This is a genomic window from Bacteroides sp. Marseille-P3684, assembly GCF_900291465.1.
Lineage (GTDB): Bacteria > Bacteroidota > Bacteroidia > Bacteroidales > Bacteroidaceae > Phocaeicola_A.
Window position 1 is genome coordinate 1089557 of record NZ_LT985808.1, and the last position, 17500, is coordinate 1107056.

The window sequence follows — 17500 nt, forward strand, 5'->3', positions numbered from 1 at the left end:
CTTCGGTTCATTTCATTTTTTATAAATACTGCTCCACTCCCTGTGCACAGCGTATCGCATGCCGGGCGTTCAGCTCTTCCATGTGGCGGAAATTCTTCTCCCGGTTATACATGTACTTGTCCTCGTGCCAGAGGTGGTAGACGATGCCCGAGAACTTGAGGTACCGTTTCTGGCATCCGCTGTTCTGAAGACGGTTGCCCAAGTCAATATCCTCTCCGCCCCAGCCCTCGTAGAACTCGTCGTAGCCGTTGATGCGGATGAAATCTTCGCGGAAGAACGACATGTTGCAACCCAGTGCTGCCGACCTGTTCCTGCGGTATCGCGGAGCCAGGAAATGAGCCAGGAGAGGGCAGTGGATGGCATTCTCTGCCTTGCTCTCGATGCCCCGCGTCCAATAGTGGATGGACGGCACTACCCCGGAACGGCAGATGCGTTCCGTCAGCTCCCTGCCCAGGTTCACCCTTCCGCCTTTCACGTAGACTCCGTGAGCTGCTTCGCGGAGGTGGTCGGCGATAAACTCCGGATGCAGGAAAACATCCCCGTCCAGCTCGATGATGTAGTTGCCCGTGCTGCGTGCCACACACTTGTTGCGCATCATCGCCAGCCGGAAGCCCTTGTCTTCATGCCAGACATGAATCAGCGGGAAGGGAGCTTGCTGTTGCAATGCCTGAATCAGCTGTGCGGTCTCTTCCGTCGAGCCGTCATCGCCCACAAGGACCTCGTCGGGTAATACAGTCTGGCGGAACAGGCTCTGCAGACATACCTGCAGTGCATCACAGCGGTTGTAGGTGGAAACGATTACGGAAATTCTTCCCAAGTCTTTTTTCTCCATTGTCAGTTAAGGTTCGGTTATTAAATCGGTTCAAGTGTATGCAGCCGGTAGTCACGGGACGGATACGGGTCTCCTTCATCTTTTCATGATTCTTGACAAACTGAAGCTCTGAAAGCGGAATGTCCGAGCTATCCGGGCGATATACAGGACTAAATAACAAATTTTATCGGGCATATACAAGTGTGAAAACAAAAATATCTTCCGGCGGGTGCGCTTTTCTCCGACATCCCCTCAAGCAGGCGTTTCCGCATCCGGTGGAGAAGCCTGACGGAAAACTCCGGTGCGAACATCCGGTTTCTCTACCCTTGCTCTGAGAGTGACAAAATGTCAAACGAAGCCTTCCACACGGCCCTTCCTTGCATCCAAATACGGTTTGATGGATTTCCTGGCATTCTCAGGCGATTCGCAAAATGCATCTTGTTGCCGTATGGCTTATATTTGTCCCGTTGTGTCGGGCAAAATGTCCGCATTGTATCCTTTGTCTGTTTGGAGCTAGGTTTGATTACTCCTTTTATTACCTTCCGATTTGTTGACGCTGCTCACCTTCTGGAGAGCAAAACTCCAAAGTTTTGACTTCCATTTTCCAAAGATTTGACTTCCGGGCACGAAACAAACGTGTTTGGCAGGTGAAACTATATTGTTTGAGGCGTCAAACTATATTGTTTGGCTCGCGAAACAATATAGTTTCGGGCACGTTTTGCCTGTTTTTCGGAAATGGAATGTATAGTTTTCTAAAATCAAGGTCTTTATAGAGCTGTTTTGTTAGCGTTTGTTTGCATTCGCTCGCTAGATTATGCGAAGATTCAAAAGTATGCGTTAGCGGGAAGGAGTGTTTTTGCTGAATTTGTCAAGTGAAAAGGATATAAGTGCTGTCTTTTTGATAAAGGTAGTGCGTGCGGAGGATTTCTCTTCCCAGAAGGACGTTCGATGCCTGCCTGGCGTCCGTTAGAAATCCATGAAAGAAAAAACAGGTCCGCATTGAAAAATTTATAACTTTGTGGGACCATAGAGAGCTGAATCAACCAAGAATCAAACCAACGAAATGTGCGTATGAAAAGAAACATTCGACGGATGTGGGTGGCTGTGTTGGCACTGTTGTGCTGCACCGCGTATGCCCAACAAGAGGTAGAGGTGACTGGAGCGGACGGCGCTGCGGTCAGGACCGAGGGAAAGACCATCAAGAGGAAAGTGGCAATCGGGCGTTTTTCCAATGAGACGCAGTACGGAAAAGGCATCTTCTATGACAAGGAGAACGATCCCATGGGCAAGCAGGCACTCGACATCCTGTCTGCCAAGCTCGCCGCGTCGGGTAAATTCATCCTGCTGGAACGCAACGACCTCGATGTCCTGATGGCGGAGGCGGAGAAGGGAGGTGCCGAGCTGTCGACCATCGGAGCGGATTACCTCATCATCGGTTCCATCACGGAGTTCGGACGGAAGAACGTCGGCAAGGCGGGCGTCTTCACGCGCAGCAAGACACAGCGGGTGGAGGCAGCCGTCGCCATCCGTCTGGTGGAAGTGTCGACGGGACTGATTGTTTACTCCGATGAGGCGAAGGGGGAAGCGGAACTGACCACCAAGACGACCCTCGGTGTGGGTGGACGGGCAGACTATGACGCCACGTTGAGCGACAAGGCCATCTCCGAAGCCATCGGTCAGCTGGTGGAGAACATCATCGACAAGTGTACCGACAAGCCGTGGCGCACGTACTTCCTGAGCTATGACACGGACGCTGTCCTCATCGGCGGAGGGGCGAGCCAGGGCATCGCTGTCGGCGACACCTTTGCCGTCAAGCTGAAGGGCAAGCAGGTGAAGAACCCGCAGACGGGTATGCTCATCGAACTGCCCGGCAAGCAGGTGGGCACTGTGACGGTCACTGCTACGGCCGGCGACACGCCCGAGACGGAATATTCCTCCGTGGAAGTTCCTGCCGGGACGCCCATTGACCCGGCGCATCTGTCGGACTATTACATCGAGGAAGTGCAGCCATGAGAACGTTGCTCGCCCTTGTGTCGGGCATCATCCTGCTGTGCGGATGCTCCACCACGGAGACCTCGCTCTACTCGTGGTATGACTACGAGGGGGCGACCTACCGTTACAGCAAGAAGGCAACGCCCGAACTCCGCGACAAGCTGTTGCAGGAGTACCGTCGCATCATCGACCGTCAGCACGGTGTCCGTCGGACGGTGCCTCCCGGCATGTATGCCGAGTACGGGTTCCTGCTTTACCGGATGGGCTATCCCGAGGAGGGCATCCCCTACCTGAAAGAAGAAATCCGTCTCTATCCCGAGTCGGAGACTTACCTGTCACGTATCATCAAACAGTTGGAGAAGAAATGAGACTACATCTGTCCATCCTGCTGAGTGCAGGACTCATCCTGGCGGCGGTCACCTCCTGCGGCACCGTAGCGGAGACGGTCGTCACCCGCGGACAGCAATACCCGAAGCTGTATGCGGAGGCACCCGGTTCCATCGTCATCATGCCGCCCGTCAACCGGACGAATGCCGTGGAGGCGAAGGAGTATTTTTACACCACGCTCTACCGTCCGTTGTGCGAGAAGGGGTACTACGTCTTTTCCCCTTACCTGACGATGGAGCTGTTCCGTTCCGAGAGCGCCTATGATAGCGAGCTGTTTCTGGAGGGCAGCCTGAAGCGCTTCCGCGAAATCATCGGGGCAGACGCGGCGATGTTCACCGTCATCAAGGCGTGGGAGCGCGACAACCTGGGTGGTAAGCTGACGGCACGTGTGGAGTTCATCCTGCGTTCCACCACGAGTGGCGAGGTGCTCTACCGACGGGAAGGTAATCTGACGGTCGACACGGAGCTGTCAGCCGATGAGGACGACAGTCCGCTCGAAGTCCTGTTGGGCATGGCGGCAACGATGCTCACCACATCGCTGACTGACCAGGTCGTGGCAGGCAGACGTTGCACGGACGCCGTCCTGAGCGACATGCCGTTGGGCAAGTATTCCCCGGCATACGGTACCGACCGCGAGGTGAAGGCGGGAAAAAGCTATTTTGAGGCGACGGTGAAGTAATGTCCGTCGGCAGAAAGACTGACGCGGGTAACACAGCCTTCGGTGGAGGGTCGTGTTACCCGCGTCTGTTCACAGGGGCAGGAAGCTGTCGTGCGTCGGTGTCTTATTGCAGCTCCAGTGTCACGATGCTCTTGGCAGGCATGGTGAGCGTCAGGACACCCTTGCGGATTCGGGCATCCTTGAAGGGCCGGGGAACGACCGTTTCGGGCTTGTCGAACGAGTTGTAGTCGTTGATGTGGGTGGCGGTGAGTATTTCGCCGGTCACACCTTTCGCCTGTGCACCGTTGAGGCGGATGGTCAGTTCGCGGGCATTCTCGGTGTCGATGTTGGAGATGGAGAGATGGATTTTCCCGTTCTTGTCTTTCGAGGCGGTGGCACTGACGAGCGGCAGCGTGCGGTTGTCGCGCACCTGCATGGTGTCGCACTGGATGTCAACAGGGAGGTAGGTGGCGTCCTGGTGTACCTTGTACATCCGGAAGACATGGTAGGTCGGGGTGAGCACCATGCGTGGTCCGTCGGTGAGAATCATCGACTGGAGGACGTTGACCACCTGGGCGATGTTGCACATCTTCAGTCGTCGGGTATACTTGTGGAAGATGTCCAGCGAGAGCGAAGCCACGAAGGCGTCGCGCAGGGTGTTCTGCTGGAACAGGTGCCCCGGGATGGTGTTCGGCTCCACGTCCCACCAGGTGCCCCACTCGTCGAGCAGGAGGGCGACGTTGTTCTTCGGGTCCAGCTCGTCCATGATGGCGATGTGCTTCTTCAGCACGTCCTCAATCTCGCGGCATTTGCCCATCGTCCAGTAGTAGTCGTCGGGGGTGAACTGCGTGGCAGAGCCTTTGCTGCCCACCCATCCGGTGACGGTGTAGTAGTGCAGGGAGATGCCGTTCATCATCGAGCCGGCACGCTCCATGAGGACACGCGTCCACTTGTAGTCATAGTCGCTGGCTCCGCTGGCGACCTTGAAGAGCTGGTTCCCGTCGTAGTTGCGGCAGTACGTCGCATAGCGGCGGTAGAGGTCGGAGTAATATTCGGGATACATCGAGCCGCCGCATCCCCAGCTTTCGTTTCCCACACCGAGGTACTTCACCTTCCACGCCTTGTCGCGTCCGTTCTTGCGGCGCAGGTTCGCCATCGGCGAGTCTCCTTCGCTGGTCATGTATTCCACCCATTTGGCAAGTTCCTCGACGGTTCCGCTGCCGACGTTTCCGCTGACGTAAGGCTCGCAGCCGAGCATCTCGCAGAGGTTGAGGAACTCATGCGTACCGAAGGAGTTGTCTTCCACGGTGCCACCCCAATTGTTGTTCACCATCTTGGGGCGTTGGTCTCTGGGGCCGATGCCGTCCATCCAGTGATATTCGTCGGCGAAGCATCCTCCGGGCCAGCGCATGACAGGCACCTGCAACGCCTTCAGTGCATTGAACACGTCGGTGCGGTAGCCCTTGATGTTGGGGATGTCCGAGTTCTCGCCGACCCAGATACCTCCGTAGATGCAACTGCCGAGATGTTCGGCGAACTGTCCGTAAATCTCTTTGGGGATGATGTCCGTGCCCTTGTCAGCCTGCACGGTGAGGGTCGCTTCCTTCTGTGCCGACAGCGACAGGGTGGCTCCCAGCATCAGTGTTCCAAGTAGTAGTCTTTTCATAGGTAGTGTGGTTTATTGTAACATACAGCTACAAATGTACGCCAAAAAAGGCTAAACGGAGTACATCTGCCGGCTGTATATGTATGTTTACTTGCTTTTCTTGCCCCAGTAGGTCTTGCCGGTGTTGGCGTAGGCTGATGTTATCTGCATGTGAGGTGCAGGAAATCAGAAGAATAGTTTAAGTACTAAAAGTTAAAACAATACATTAACATTCTTATTTAACATTTAAGAAATGGGAATTTATAGCTTCTTTCTACCTTTGTGCATGAAATCATTTCCTTTTTACTAAACCTATTTATTAACAACCTGACCTTATGATGAAAAACAAGGCAAACAGTGAACGCTTCTTCAGCGTCACGAAAACTTCTTTTATCTGGGGAATTTCCAGTCTGTTGATAGCAGCTCCTCTTTCTGCCAAAGTGGCGTGGGGGGGGGTGAAAACGACTAATCCTCAGGAGGTTTTACAATCCAAGACCGTATCCGGTCAAGTGCTCGATGAGAAAGGCGAACCCATGATTGGCGTTTCCGTTTTGGTGAAGGGAACGAAAGTGGGCGTCATCACAGACATCGAGGGAAACTTCAAGCTCACAGCTCCGTCCGGAGCAACCGTCCTCCAATTAACTTATATGGGTTATAAACCCCAGAACGTGCGCATAGAGGCCGCACCGCTCATCATCCATATGCAACCGGAGGAACAGCAGCTTGATGAAGTTGTTGTGGTGGGCTACGGCAGCGTACGCAAACGCGACCTGACAGGCTCTGTAGCTTCTGTTGGGGCGGACAAGCTGAAAGAGCGTTCTTATGGCAATGCGCTGCAATCGATGGCTGGACAAGTGTCTGGTGTACAGATTACACAGACTCAGGGAGCACCGGGTATGGCTCCTACCATCAAGGTACGTGGTGCTTCTTCCATCAATGCCGGGACAGCTCCGCTTTATGTCATCGATGGTATCCCATTGGAGGACAATACCTCCTCTACAGGGAGCAACGGTACGTCTAAGAATATGACGTTCAATCGTAATCCTTTGAATAATATTAATCCCAACGATATAGAGTCTATAGAGATTCTGAAAGATGCTTCCTCTGCTGCCATTTATGGTTCCCGTGGAGCGAATGGCGTAGTCTTGATAACGACCAAGCAGGGTAAGGCGGGCAAAACAAGAGTAGAAGGTAACTATGAGTTTGGTATTACCAGAGTGAACCGCCGGGTAGATGTCATGGATGCCAAGCAGTGGATTGAGTTTGAAATAGCTGCCCGCAATAATACTTGGGCTACTATATTGAAGAAGAATCCGAATGCCAAGCGAGGCAATGATACGGCCATACCTGTTGAGTTCTCCGATCCGGAATGGCTGGAGCGCATAGGAAACGGTACTGACTGGGAGGATGTGCTGCTGCGAACCGCATTGACACACAATGCACAGATTTCGGCTTCAGGTGGTTCTGAAAAAACACAGTTTATGCTGTCGGCCGGCTATTTGAATCAAGAAGGAGTTGTGATTGAGAACGATTACAACCGTCTGTCATTACGCAGTAATGTGAATCATCAGTTTAATGAGCGGCTGAATGCGAGTGTCAAGATCGCTTTGACTCGTTCCAATGACTCTTCTTATGGAACCGCTGGAAAGTCGGATGCGGTCAGTCTGGCCTTGCAGAGCGACCCGATTTTTCCTTTGCGGGTAGAAACGGGTTCCCTTGGATTTAAAGACCCTCAGTCCATGTGGAACACTTTCGATAAATATGGCTTTCAACTATGGCATCCCTATTCCTTGACGCGCGAAATGTCTAAAAAGAAGACTACTGATATCGTTTTGCTCAACACGGCTATTGACTATAAGATTTTGGACGGGTTGAATTTTAAAACAGCTTTTAATGCGAATGTGGAGGACTCTCACTATAGTTCCTACTGGAATGATGGGCAGGATTATGGATATTCCATGTGGGTGGATGCTACAGCGGATTTCGTCACAATGCGTTCTACAAACTGGGTTTGGGAAAACACGCTCAATTACAATCAGACGATTCGTGCTGACCATAATCTGACTGGACTTTTGGGTTATACGATGCAAGAGCAGTCTATGGAATTCGGCAATATGACAGCTGGCTCTTTCCCCAATGACTTGGTGCATACATTGAATGCCGGAAAGGTGAAGAACGGCTCCACTTCGGCTACGGAGTGGGCATTGATCTCTTTCCTCGCACGTGCAACCTATTCCTACAAGGGGAAATACATGGCATCGGCAGCGTTGCGTGCTGACGGATGCTCGCGTTTCGGAGTCAATAATCGCTGGGGGTATTTCCCTTCCGTATCATTGGCTTGGCGTGTTTCGGAAGAGGAATTTATGCGTTCGCTGCCATGGTTGGACAATCTGAAACTGCGTGTCAGCTATGGAGAGACTGGAAATAACCAGATTCCTGATTACGGAGCCATCGGACTGCTCAGTTATAACTCGTATGTGGAGAATGGGGCTGTAAAGCAGGGTATCTATACCGGTACATTCCCTGACCCGGACCTGAAATGGGAAAAGACGGGGCAGGTGAATCTTGGTCTGGATGCCTCTCTGCTCAACAGCCGGATTAATTTGTCTCTTGACGTGTATTATTCCAAGACGCGTGACTTGTTGCTGGATGTCCCCATTCCGGTATTGACGGGCTTCCAGTCTCGTCTTACGAATATCGGAGAGTTGGAGAACCGTGGTGTGGAGTTCTCTCTCTCGACACACAATGTGGAGGGTGCTTTTACTTGGACTACGGACTTCAATATCTCAGCCAATCGCAATAAGGTTCTGAAGTTAGGAGCCAACGATGCTCCAATCCTGGTCAATACGAACGATGCTATCTCCAAAACGGAAGTCGGGCAACCCATCGGCAACTACTATGGTTATGTCTTCGACGGTGTATTGAGCTCTGCCAACATTGCCTCCGGACTGCCTGTATATCCCGGGAGTGAAGCTGGAGATCCCAAAGTGCGCGATGTGGATGAGAATGGTATCATTAATGCGGATGACCGCACCATTTTAGGTAACTATCAGCCTGACTTCACATGGGGACTCACAAACAACTTCAGTTATAAAGGAATTGAATTGTCAATCATGCTTACAGGATCGCAAGGTGGTGAAATAATGAACCAACAGTCGCGTTTCCTGAAGGAGTTTAACGGAAACCGGAATGCCTATGCCTATGTGAGCAACTTCTGGCGTTCGGATGAGGAACCGGGTGACGGACATATCTTCAAGCCCCGTGTGACGCAGAATACAGTACAGGCACAGAGCTCCAGCTATTGGGTGGAAGACGGTTCTTTTGTACGGATCAAGAACGTACGTTTGGGATACAACTTCCCCAAGGCTTGGCTCTCAAAGCTGAAAATCAACAACCTGAAGGCGTATCTGAATTTTGAGAATGTCTACGTCTTTTCAGACTACTCCAACTATGACCCTGAGGGCAGTACATTCCAGTCTGGGTATCGTGTGGGTTATGATTATGGTGCCTATCCGAATCCTTTTGCGGCAACGTTGGGAATTAGCTTAGGTTTCTGATATACACCAGTTTCTTCTCTTTTGAACCAATCTAGATATAGAATCATGAAAACAATAAATATTCTTTTGGCATCCTTCTCATTCGTGCTCATGAGCGGATGCGACAGTTTCCTGGACCGTCAACCCATCTCCAATGCATATGCAGATCAATTCTACCAGACGGAAAGTGACTTTCAAACAGCACTCACAGCTGCTTATCACACGCTGTATACTATCTACTCACCGGAGGGACTATCCTCTTTCTTCGGAGAGCTGATGTCGGATAATGCATGCAATGAGAGCACAGCTGGCAATGTGAAGGATTTTGAGGCCTTTGATACGCATGTGGGTATGGATGCAAATAGCACATTGGTATTGAACTATTGGAATCAGTACTATGAATCACTCTATGTCATCAACAATGTGTTGGAACGTAGTGAGGAGGCCTCTTTCTCGCATAAGGAGGCTTTGCAGGCGGAAGCGCGATTCCTTCGGGCACTCTATTATTTCAACATGACACGTGCCTGGGGAGACATTCCTTTAGTCTTGCACCCGGTCAGTGTGAAAGAGGCACTCAGGCAGGGACGTACCCCACAGGCACAGGTCTATGAGACCATTATCCAAGACCTGCAGTTCGGCATTGACAACTTGCCAGACAAGCAGCACGAGCGTTTTGCTGGTGCTGCAACTTCAGATGCAGCCTGTGCATTGTTGGGAAAAGTCTATCTGACGTTGAACAGGAAGGCGGAAGCAGCAGCTGTGTTGAACAAGCTGTATGGCAAATTTACGCTCTTACCTCATTATGAGGATCTTTGGGATTTGAACCATAAAAATAGTGCAGAGTCAATATTTGAGATTCAATATAAGGGGGGTGCAGGAAATCCCTATAGCTTGTATTGGTCCATGTTCACTCCTGTGGATAACCATGTCTTGACGGCGTGGGGTGGAGGTTTGAATCAGGTTACTGACGACCTTTGGAATGCCTATGAACAGGGGGACCCACGACGGGATATTACGATTCAGGATGGTTATTACAAGAAGAATGGTGACAAGGTGAATACACGTTTCACCATCAAGTGGAGGGATGCAGATGCAGAGAAGAACGGCTCTCGGGAAGCGGCAGATAACAATTTTATCGTCCTTCGTTATGCGGATGTACTTCTGATGCTCACGGAGGCTACCGGTGATGCTACATACTTGAATGAGGTACGGCAGAGAGTTGGTATGCCACTGTATGGGACTCCCGGATACCCGGCTGATCGCTATCCAACCGTTGCGTTGGCTTGTGAACATGAGAGGCAGGTAGAACTGGCAATGGAGTTTCATCGCTGGTTTGATCTGATACGGACGGGTAGAGCCATCGAGGTGCTCAAAAATAGTTCGAAACATGTCACGCTCACGCCGGGGCAACTTTTGTTGCCAATTCCTCTTGATGTCATTTCTCAGAATCCGGACGTGATGACTCAAAATGAAGCTTATCGTTAGATTTTCTGACAACCTGCAAGGAGAGCGCATGAGAGCTGTCTCCTTGCAGCTTCTCTTTTTCCGGACTTTGTCATTCAAAAGTCGATTTAATACGCGACATTTACTGAATGTCCTTGCTGCAGGCTGCATAGATAAGGATGTTTGCGACCCGCATTATGATTTATCTATCAATTTCTTACAGCCCTACATGTCTTCCATTGACAAAAGCCGGCTCTCTATCTCATACTTGAACAAGACTTTCTTCCGTAGTTCCTCTACTTTGTGTGCAAACAAATCCGGCTTGAAATTTTTGGATTGTCTTTTCACTTCTGCTACCAAAGCTTTTTTCTCTTCCGCATAGAGTCCGACAATATCTATTTCATCCTGGTCTTTGTTGTTCTTGCCTTGCCACCAGGAACCGATGTCTGCAAATTCCTTGCTCTCCATCATCTGTTGGCGGAAATACATTTCCAAAGCCAAGCCGGAGAATGTCGGGTAATCCTTTTTTATAATATCAGCCAAGCGCTCAAAATTCTGTATCTCTATGTAATTCTGATACTTGATGAAATACCGGAACCAGAAGCGTAAAAACAAATCTGATACTTCGTAGCGGACGGTTTGAGAACCCTCCTTTGAGAGTATGGGCCGTTTCTTCTTTACCAGATTATAATCCTCTTCCAACCTCTTCAATTGTCCGCCCAGGTTCATACCGCCCATCGCATTTTCCATTTCCGGCAGGGTATTCTTACCGTTGGAGATTGCGGACAAGATAGAAAAGTAATTGCCGTATTTTTTTCCGAGCTCTTGTATCAGCAAAGCCTGCCCTTCAGTGAGAAAGGATGAATCGGGTTGCAGCATGAAATCGACCATGCTTTCCATGTTGGTGCATCCATTGTCCATGAACTGCTCAATATATTTGGGAACACCGCCGGTAAAGGTATAGAGTGCCAACAAATCATCTTTCGTATAGTCAGCCTTGTGATCTGAGATGATTTCTTTTAATACGGAAGTCGTAAAAGGAGTTAACTTCATGATACTGTCAGCACGACCATACAGCGGCTCTTTCGAATCCCTGAAGATTTTATTCATAAGGGTATGGACCGAACCACTCACGATAAGATTGACGTGGCTCTGTTTCCTCAGTCGATCCCAAGTATCCTGCATCAAGCTGTAAATTTCTTGATTGATGTAGTAGAACTCCTGAAATTCATCAATAACCAGATTGTATTTCAGCCGTGTACCCAAATCCATTAAGAAGCGGAATATTTCTGCAAAGTTGATAAGTTCCGGTACATAAATATCCAGTGCCTGCCGGATTTCGGAAGTAAAGCGTAAACAGAGATCTGCCTCGTTGCTTCGGCTGACAAACAGATATACCGTAGGAGTACCCTCGCAGCTTTTGAATATAAGACTGGTCTTGCCGATACGCCGCCTACCGGTAAGTACAGTCATTTGGGAATGCACGGAAAAAGATACTTGGCGGACCTTGTCTAATGATTCCAATTCCTTTTCTCTATTGTAGAATTTCATATTCTTGCTTTTTTATATCCGTTGTATTGTGCAAAGTTTACCGTCGTAAAATTTACGGTGGTAAACTTTCAGCCGACAGCAAAGTTACTAATAAATCAGGAAATACAATATAATTCAGGCATTGCTCATCTGCAAACTTCATTGCCACCCCACTTTCCCACCCTAATATCCCACTCATGATAAATAAGTTTACATCTCCCTTCTCCTTGCTTCCAGGTAATCCTTGTCCCTATCGTTCGGTTTGAATCACTCTTCCGGATAGTATTGTTTGATTATTTATTTTTACTATATGTGTGGTATATGTCATTAAAATAACAACTTTTTTACTTATTTGATACAAATATTTTCATACATTTGCAAGGTGAAACGCTTCCGTTGTTCATTGCTGTGAGGGTAGGGAGACGGAGGCAGTGTACAAGTTCCCAAATATCCATAAATTTAAACCAACTCATTATGAGAGAGGACAGACACCTATGGAGGGCAATGAAGCGACCTTTGCTCTTTGCCTGCTATCTGTTTGCAGCACAGATGGTTGTTGCAAATTCCGTGGGAGGGGGGGGGTAATTTTGAAGGAGTAGAGACTCAGCAAAGTCCCCAACCTGGTAAACGAACCATTACCGGCGTGGTGCTTGACACACAAGGAGAACCGCTCCCCGGTGCCAGCATTTACGTGAAAGGAGACACTCGAAACGGTGTCACAGCCGACGCCAATGGACGATTTACGCTTGCCGTCCCGGCGAAAACCAAAGCCATCATTGTGTCGTTCGTCGGCATGGAGCAGCAGGAAGTGGTCCTGCTTGACCGGACGGATGAATACAGCGTCCGCCTGCAAAGCAGCACAACAATCGACGAGGTAGTCGTTACCGGTATCGTGACCAAGCGGAAAGATACCTTCACCGGTTCATCGGCTAGCTTCAGTGGCGAAGAACTGAAAGCCGTGGGCGTGCAGAATCCTCTGGCTAGCCTTCGCAGCCTCGACCCCTCCTTCAACCTGATGGAAAGTGACCTCTTCGGTTCAGACCCGAACCGTCTGCCGGACATCGAGATTCGCGGCAAGTCCAGCATCATGGGTATGCGCGACGAAGTGTCCGAGGACCCCAACCAACCGCTTTTTATCCTCGACGGTTTCGAGAGTACGCTGGAAACCATCTACAACCTTGACATCAACCGCATCGCTTCGATGACTATCTTGAAGGATGCCGCCTCCACCGCCATCTACGGTTCGAAGGCAGCCAACGGCGTAGTGGTTGTAGAGACCGTGCAGCCTCAACCCGGACAACTCCGCCTGAGCTACAACGGCTCCATGGACATCTCCTGGCCTGACCTGACGAGCTACAACCTGATGAATTCAAGGGAGAAACTGGAGTTTGAACGACTGGCGGGGAAATATGACGGTGGAACGGCTGATGAGTTGATTGAGAAGGATAATCTTTACCAAAAGCACCTGGCTGATATAGCGAGTGGGGTTGATACCTATTGGTTGTCGGAACCTTTGCGTACGGGTATTAACCATCGTCACCAATTATATGCAGATGGTGGAGCCGGTGGATTCATGTTTGGTATTGGTTTGAACTATAACGGGGTGACCGGTGTGATGAAAGGTTCGGACCGTGATGTGCTGGGAGCTAACATTGACTTGATTTACCGGGTAGGCAAATTGCAGTTTACCAATAAGTTTACTGCCCAACAGACTAAATATACCAATCCGATCGTTCCCTTTAGCGACTATGCTGAAGCCAGTCCCTATTACAAAAAATACAATGAGGATGGTGAAGTGGAGCGTTGGTTGTCCAATAATGATTATGAGCCGAATGTGGGCAATCCATTGTACAATGCTTCATTGAATAGTCGGGATGAGACGAAGGATTTCCAACTTTCTGATTATTTCCTGACTTTGACAGCTTGATATTTCAACAATTGTAACATTTTTAAAATCAGCCATTCCAGAAAATCTTCATGGTGACGCGGGTGACGCAAACCTAAAATGAGTACCTTTATGGCATGTTTGTACGCAAGAAAAAGAACCGTAGCGGCACTGTGAGCGTGGTTATCGCAGACAAGAGCAGTGGCAAGTTCAAGGAGCTTAAGACAATTGGAGTATCGTCTGCCCCCGACGAGATTGTTCGCCTTGAGGTCAAAGCGCGTCAATGGATAGACGAATATTCCGGTCAGATGACACTTGACTTTGACGAGAGCGCTCAGGCGCTCCAAGAAGCGAGAAATACCATTGCGCGCATCGAGAGGACGCTCCAGAACACGCCACAAGTTATCCTCGGCCACATATATGACAGAATTGGCTTTGGAGTAATCGGGGACAGCATTTTGCGCCATCTCGTCATCGCAAGGGTCTGTCATCCGCAGAGCAAGGTTGCCACAGCGTCGTATCTGAAGTCCTACTTCGACGAAGACGTTCGGTTACATAACATCTACCGCTATATGGACAAGCTGTATAATACGCAGCGCGAGAAGGTCCAGCGGATAAGCGTAGAGCACACGATGAGGATTCTCGGCGGACGGATTGGGGTCGTTTTCTACGATGTGACCACACTTTACTTCGAGTCCGCACCACAGCCGGACGATGTTCTTCGTCAGGCAGGCTTCTCAAAGGACGGCAAGATGGCAGAATCGCAGATAGTCCTCGGACTGCTGGTGAGCGAGGACGGCTACCCGATGTCCTACTCTATCTTCAACGGCAGCCAGTACGAGGGGCGCACAATGATTCCCGTAATCGATGACTTTGTCCAGCGCTTCAAGCTGACAGACTTCATCGTTGTGGCCGACTCGGGCCTTATGAACACAAAGAATGTGGAGCTGCTGGAATCCGCCGGCTACCGGTATATTATCGGGGCGAGAATCCGAAACGAGTCTCCAAAGATTAAAGACTGGATTCTTGCAATTGACAGGACGGACGGGAACATTATTGAATGTTGCAAGAATGATTGCCAGAGGCTGGTTGTGAGCTATTCAGATGCACGGGCAAAGAAAAACGCATGGAACCGCAACAAAGGCGTCGATAGACTCCGCAAGGCCTATGCGAAAGGTACTCTGACCAAGGACAACGTCAATAAGCGAGGCTACAACAAATTTCTCGATATCAGCAAGGACATAACCGTAAGTATCAATGAGGAAAAGATAGCAGAAGACAGTCTTTGGGATGGACTGAAGGGGTATATAACGAATACGACCCTGTCCGGGAAAGAGGTCATATCACAATACCATGGCCTTTGGATGGTTGAGAGGGCTTTCCGTATTGGCAAAGGGACGCTCGAGATGCGTCCAATGTTCCATTTTACGGAGAAACGTATCGAGGCCCATATCTGCATCTGCTTTGTAGCCTACAAGGTGTATAAGGAACTTGAACGGGTCATCAGAGAAGTCGGCATGAAGATGAGCGTTGACAAGGTTCTTGAAATCGCCAAGACAATAACGACGCTCAGAATAAGGCTGCCCAACGGCTCGGTATATACTGAGACTNNNNGGTGTATAAGGAACTTGAACGGGTCATCAGAGAAGTCGGCATGAAGATGAGCGTTGACAAGGTTCTTGAAATCGCCAAGACAATAACGACGCTCAGAATAAGGCTGCCCAACGGCTCGGTATATACTGAGACTCTATTCACAACACCACAGCAGGAGACCATCAAACCATTGTTGGAGGCATTAGATCAAGACAAAAATAAAGCAGGGTGACGCATTGTCAAAGTCAGGAATAATGATTATGAGCCGAATGTGGGCAATCCATTGTACAATGCTTCATTGAATAGTCGGGATGAGACGAAGGATTTCCAACTTTCTGATTATTTCATCGCCGAATATAATCCGGTGAAAGAGCTGAAATTGCGTGCTCGTTTCGGGCTGACCCAGCTTACTTCAGAAAACGAACTGTTTTACTCACCGGATGACACGCGTTTTGACGGCTATGATATCTTGCAAAAAGGTTCGTATGACTATACAGATACGAAAACCACGAAATATGAAGGAGAGTTTACAGCGATTTATGCCACGGTGTTAAGTGATAAACATCGCATCAATCTGGCTGTCGGTGGAAACATTTCTGAACAGAAATCAACGGTACAAGGCTATTCGGCACAAGGCTTCCCTTCCGGTGATTTTACTTATCCGTCATTTTCCAATGGTTATCCGGAAGGTGGAAGACCTACTTATACGGAATCGGTTAGCCGGGCTGTGAGCACTTATTTGACTGGAGGTTATGCGTATGATGACCGTTATCTGATGGATGTCAGTTATCGTCTTAACGGCTCTTCAGTATTCGGTTCTACGAAACAATTCATCAATACATGGTCTCTTGGTTTGGGATGGAATATTCACAACGAACATTTTATCAAGGACAATGTCTCTTGGATTAATTACCTGAAAATCCGTGGTTCTATCGGTAACCCTGGAAATCAGAACTTCGATTCGGCACTCTCTCTGACAACATTCCGCTACCTTTATACGTCCTATAACTATTTTGGCATGAGTTCGGTGCTTGAAACGTTGGGTAATCGGAATCTGGAATGGCAGACTACCTTGGACCGTAATATCGGTTTGGATATGACCCTCTTCAATGAACGCTTTAACTTGACGCTGGATTATTATTACAAGACCACTGACCCCTTGTTGATTGCCATAGGCTTGCCTAGCTCTTCGGGCGTGACCAGTTATAATACGAACTTCGGCAAACAGATTTCCAAGGGATTCACTGGAACTGCACAATACTATATCCTGCGCGACTTTGATAAACGTCTGACATGGTCATTGCGTGCCACAGTCCGTATGGAGTCGAGCAAGCTGGATGGAATCGGGAACACACTTGCCAGCATGAATGAATACAATCAGAGCCGTTCTACCGAGCGTTATTATGACGGTGCTGACCCCGATGATATCTGGGCAGTACGTTCTGCCGGTATAGACCCGGCTACCGGACGGGAGATTTTCATTACCAAGGACGGCAAGTACACGTACGATTTCTCGTATGATGATGAAGTGGTAGTCGGTAACACCCGTCCGAAAGCGGAAGGTACATTTGGCTCCAGCTTTGCTTACAAGGGCTTTACGGCAGGCTTGACTTTCCGCTATCGCGTTGGAGGAGACTCTTTCAATTCGGCTGTCTATGAGAAGGTGGAAAACATATCTTCCGATGATTTGATATACAATCAGGACAAGCGTGCGCTTTATGACCGCTGGCAGCAACCCGGAGATATTGCACCCTTCAAGAATATTGCCGATGCAGGTTCGACACCCATGTCTTCGCGTTTCGTACAAAAGGAGAACACATTGACACTGGAGTCGTTCCAGGTAGGTTATGAATTTGATCCGGATTTTGCTCGTAAATTGGGCATCAGTGGCTTGCGCCTGAATGCCTACATGAACGACATCTTCCGCATCAGCAGTATCAAGGAGGAACGTGGTACATCCTATCCGTTTGCACGCAGTGTGTCGTTTGCTTTATCATTCACCTTATAATAAACACGCGTT

Annotated in this window: 12 protein-coding genes; 9 read left to right on the top strand and 3 right to left on the bottom strand. The window is 49.5% G+C overall.

Annotation, left to right across the window (positions count from 1 at the left end):
* Positions 1 to 19: 19 nt before the first annotated feature.
* Entirely contained in the window at positions 20 to 832 is an 813-nt protein-coding gene (locus C8275_RS04125; RefSeq protein ID WP_106484204.1) for a glycosyltransferase family 2 protein, read from the bottom strand.
* Between the two features lie 1050 nt (positions 833 to 1882).
* Between C8275_RS04125 and C8275_RS04130 the strand changes: the two genes are divergently transcribed.
* From C8275_RS04130 to C8275_RS04140, 3 genes are read left to right on the top strand one after another with little or no spacing between them, the layout of a single operon-like run.
* Positions 1883 to 2824, top strand: coding sequence for a CsgG/HfaB family protein (locus C8275_RS04130; RefSeq protein WP_106484205.1), 942 nt, complete (start codon positions 1883 to 1885; stop codon positions 2822 to 2824).
* Positions 2821 to 3171, top strand: coding sequence for a DUF4810 domain-containing protein (locus C8275_RS04135; protein ID WP_022385602.1), 351 nt, complete (start codon positions 2821 to 2823; stop codon positions 3169 to 3171). The genes C8275_RS04130 and C8275_RS04135 overlap by 4 nt, the downstream gene beginning before the upstream one ends.
* Complete coding sequence (locus tag C8275_RS04140) at positions 3168 to 3869, top strand: GNA1162 family protein (RefSeq protein ID WP_106484206.1); 702 nt, start codon at positions 3168 to 3170, stop codon at positions 3867 to 3869. The genes C8275_RS04135 and C8275_RS04140 overlap by 4 nt, the downstream gene beginning before the upstream one ends.
* A gap of 103 nt (positions 3870 to 3972) precedes the next feature.
* Here the strand turns inward: C8275_RS04140 and C8275_RS04145 are convergent, their stop codons facing one another.
* Positions 3973 to 5514 (bottom strand): alpha-N-arabinofuranosidase, encoded by a 1542-nt coding sequence (locus C8275_RS04145; protein ID WP_106484207.1) that lies wholly within the window; start codon positions 5512 to 5514, stop codon positions 3973 to 3975.
* 314 nt (positions 5515 to 5828) lie between these two features.
* Here C8275_RS04145 and C8275_RS04150 point away from each other — a divergent pair, with 314 nt between their 5' ends.
* The gene (locus C8275_RS04150) at positions 5829 to 9050 is read left to right on the top strand and encodes a TonB-dependent receptor (protein ID WP_199881858.1); all 3222 of its coding nucleotides are present in this window, start codon (positions 5829 to 5831) and stop codon (positions 9048 to 9050) included.
* Positions 9051 to 9095: 45 nt separating this feature from the next.
* Positions 9096 to 10514, top strand: coding sequence for a RagB/SusD family nutrient uptake outer membrane protein (locus tag C8275_RS04155; RefSeq protein WP_106484208.1), 1419 nt, complete (start codon positions 9096 to 9098; stop codon positions 10512 to 10514).
* A gap of 183 nt (positions 10515 to 10697) precedes the next feature.
* On the opposite strand, the gene C8275_RS04160 is transcribed toward C8275_RS04155, so the two are convergent.
* A complete protein-coding gene (locus C8275_RS04160; protein WP_106484209.1) occupies positions 10698 to 12023 on the bottom strand; it encodes an ATP-binding protein in 1326 nt (441 codons plus the stop codon).
* Between the two features lie 622 nt (positions 12024 to 12645).
* On the opposite strand from C8275_RS04160, the gene C8275_RS04165 reads away from it, so the two are divergent.
* The 4 genes from C8275_RS04165 to C8275_RS04175 all read left to right on the top strand — a co-directional run bounded on the left by C8275_RS04165 (position 12646) and on the right by C8275_RS04175 (position 17488).
* The gene (locus C8275_RS04165; RefSeq protein ID WP_255413982.1) at positions 12646 to 13929 is read left to right on the top strand and encodes a carboxypeptidase-like regulatory domain-containing protein; all 1284 of its coding nucleotides are present in this window, start codon (positions 12646 to 12648) and stop codon (positions 13927 to 13929) included.
* 95 nt (positions 13930 to 14024) lie between these two features.
* Entirely contained in the window at positions 14025 to 15545 is a 1521-nt protein-coding gene (locus tag C8275_RS04170) for an IS1634 family transposase (protein WP_106484211.1), read from the top strand.
* Entirely contained in the window at positions 15542 to 15712 is a 171-nt protein-coding gene (locus C8275_RS14610; RefSeq protein ID WP_157948128.1) for a hypothetical protein, read from the top strand. The genes C8275_RS04170 and C8275_RS14610 overlap by 4 nt, the downstream gene beginning before the upstream one ends.
* 39 nt (positions 15713 to 15751) lie before the next feature.
* Complete coding sequence (locus C8275_RS04175) at positions 15752 to 17488, top strand: TonB-dependent receptor (RefSeq protein WP_234395703.1); 1737 nt, start codon at positions 15752 to 15754, stop codon at positions 17486 to 17488.
* The last annotated feature ends 12 nt before the right edge of the window (positions 17489 to 17500 follow it).